General features: G+C 54.7%; 1 rRNA gene. It reads right to left on the minus strand.

Annotation, left to right across the window (positions count from 1 at the left end):
• Positions 1 to 40 precede the first annotated feature (40 nt).
• Positions 41 to 3,183 (minus strand): 23S ribosomal RNA (locus QRN07_RS18410).
• Between the last annotated feature and the right edge of the window lie 315 nt (positions 3,184 to 3,498).

Below are 3,498 nucleotides of genomic sequence, written 5' to 3' on the forward strand. Positions count from 1 at the left end.
CGGGTGCAAACGCTTTTGAATCCGTTTGCGGGGGTGGTGTGTGGTGTAAGTTATCGGCCTATTAGTACCGGTCAGCTTCACGAGTCGTTAGTCCTCGCTTCCACATCCGGCCTATCAACCCAGTGGTCTGGCTGGGGGCCTCTCACACACAAGGTGTATGGAAATCTCATCTCGAAGCGAGCTTCCCGCTTAGATGCTTTCAGCGGTTATCCCATCCGAACGTAGCTAATCAGCGGTGCACTTGGCAGTACAACTGACACACCAGAGGTTCGTCCGTCCCGGTCCTCTCGTACTAAGGACAGCCCTTCTCAAATTTCCTGCGCGCGCAGCGGATAGGGACCGAACTGTCTCACGACGTTCTAAACCCAGCTCGCGTACCGCTTTAATGGGCGAACAGCCCAACCCTTGGGACCTACTCCAGCCCCAGGATGCGACGAGCCGACATCGAGGTGCCAAACCATGCCGTCGATATGGACTCTTGGGCAAGATCAGCCTGTTATCCCCGAGGTACCTTTTATCCGTTGAGCGACGGCCATTCCACAATGTACCGCCGGATCACTAGTCCCGACTTTCGTCCCTGCTCGAGATGTCTCTCTCACAGTCAAGCTCCCTTGTGCACTTACACTCGACACCTGATTGCCAACCAGGCTGAGGGAACCTTTGGGCGCCTCCGTTACTTTTTAGGAGGCAACCGCCCCAGTTAAACTACCCATCAGGCACTGTCCCTGACCCGGATTACGGGCCGAAGTTAGATGTCCAAAGTGACCAGAGTGGTATTTCAACGATGACTCCACCCGAACTGGCGTCCGGGTTTCAACGTCTCCCACCTATCCTACACAAGCCACTCCGAACACCAATACCAAACTATAGTAAAGGTCTCGGGGTCTTTCCGTCCTGCTGCGCGTAACGAGCATCTTTACTCGTACTGCAATTTCGCCGAGTTTATGGTTGAGACAGCGGGGAAGTCGTTACTCCATTCGTGCAGGTCGGAACTTACCCGACAAGGAATTTCGCTACCTTAGGATGGTTATAGTTACCACCGCCGTTTACTGGGGCTTAAATTCTCAGCTTCGCCTTGCGGCTAACCGGTCCTCTTAACCTTCCAGCACCGGGCAGGAGTCAGTCCGTATACATCGTCTTGCGACTTCGCACGGACCTGTGTTTTTAGTAAACAGTCGCTTCCCCCTGGTCTCTGCGGCCCCGATCCCCTCCCACCAGCGTGTGGTGTTCAAGGTTGGGGCCCCCCTTCTCCCGAAGTTACGGGGGCATTTTGCCGAGTTCCTTAACCATAATTCTCTCGATCGCCTTAGTATTCTCTACCTGATCACCTGTGTCGGTTTGGGGTACGGGCGGCTAAAACCTCGCGTCGATGCTTTTCTCGGCAGCATAGGATCACCAAATCCCCCCACTAAAGGGGGTCCCATCAGATCTCAGGCATCATGAACAGCGGATTTGCCTACCATTCGCCCTACATCCTTAGACCGGGACAACCATCGCCCGGCTTGGCTACCTTCCTGCGTCACACCTGTTAATACGCTTGCCTCCCAGGATCAGGTCCCGCGCTCCACCAAAAACCACGTCACCACAAGGGCGGGCGGTCAGGTCTCGGGCGGTTAGTATCCCCTGTTCAACATGGACGGTTTTTCGCCGGTACGGGAATATCAACCCGTTGTCCATCGACTACGCCTGTCGGCCTCGCCTTAGGTCCCGACTTACCCAGGGCAGATTAGCTTGACCCTGGAACCCTTGATCATTCGGCGGACGGGTTTCTCACCCGTCTTTCGCTACTCATGCCTGCATTCTCACTCGTGTAGGCTCCACCGCTGGTTTACACCGCGACTTCACTGCCCACACGACGCTCCCCTACCCATCCAAACGCCTGAACCACAAGGGCTTAGCTAATATTTGAATGCCACAACTTCGGCGGTGTACTTGAGCCCCGCTACATTGTCGGCGCGGAATCACTTGACCAGTGAGCTATTACGCACTCTTTTAAGGATGGCTGCTTCTAAGCCAACCTCCTGGTTGTCTTCGCAACTCCACATCCTTTCCCACTTAGCACACGCTTAGGGGCCTTAGTTGGTGGTCTGGGCTGTTTCCCTCTCGACTATGAAGCTTATCCCCCACAGTCTCACTGCTGCGCTCTCACTTACCGGCATTCGGAGTTTGGCTGACGTCAGTAACCTTGTAGGGCCCATTAGCCATCCAGTAGCTCTACCTCCAGCAAGAAACACGCAACGCTGCACCTAAATGCATTTCGGGGAGAACCAGCTATCACGAAGTTTGATTGGCCTTTCACCCCTACCCACAGCTCATCCCCTCCATTTTCAACTGAAGTGGGTTCGGTCCTCCACGACGTCTTACCGTCGCTTCAACCTGGCCATGGGTAGATCACTTCGCTTCGGGTCTAGATCACGCCACTGCAACGCCCTATTCAGACTCGCTTTCGCTACGGCTTCCCCACACGGGTTAACCTCGCGACGTAACACTAACTCGCAGGCTCATTCTTCAAAAGGCACGCCGTCACAACTACTATGCACACAAGGTGCGGTTGCTCCGACGGATTGTAAGCACACGGTTTCAGGTACTGTTTCACTCCCCTCCCGGGGTACTTTTCACCTTTCCCTCACGGTACTGGTCCGCTATCGGTCATTAGGGAGTATTTAGGCTTATCAGGTGGTCCTGACAGATTCACACGGGATTTCTCGGGCCCCGTGCTACTTGGGATACTCTCACAGGCGGCACAAAACATTACGGTTACGGGGCTCACACCCTCTCTGGCCGGCCTTTCAAGACCGTTCACCTATGCCTGCACATCACACCCCACCGGTCCGGCAGAACCAGTATGGAAAGTCCCACAACCCCGCCCATGCAACGCCCGCCGGCTATCACACATGGAACGGTTTAGCCTGATCCGCGTTCGCTCGCCACTACTAACGGAATCACTATTGTTTTCTCTTCCTGCGGGTACTGAGATGTTTCACTTCCCCGCGTTCCCCCCACACACCCTATGTGTTCAGATGCGGGTCACCAGGTCACTCGCGCGCCTGGCGGGGTTTCCCCATTCGGACACCCTGGGATCACAGTCCGGTTATCGACTCCCCCAGGCTTATCGCAGATTCCTACGTCCTTCTTCGGCTCCTAATGCCAAGGCATCCACCGTGTGCTCTTAAAAACTTGACCACAAAAGATCAAAAACGCTAATTTTCGAGAGAACCACAGAAACCAACCACACGATCAACACCACCCCGAAAGGTGACACCATCACGCGCAGCCAGATCCAGGTTCATATTCTTGGAAATTGCTTCTTATAAAAGATGCTCGCGTCCACTATGTAGTTCTCAAACAACAACCCCAAACCACACACCCCACACAACCCTCCCAAAAGAGAGCACACATGTGTTCGGTGCAGCCAGGAAACCAGAAACAAACAAACCCGAACCAGCCCCGCACCAGCCAAAAAGACCAGCCACGGAACCACCCCGGTCCTGTTGCCTC

The organism is Pseudarthrobacter sp. MEB009, assembly GCF_030208875.1.
GTDB lineage: Bacteria > Actinomycetota > Actinomycetes > Actinomycetales > Micrococcaceae > Arthrobacter.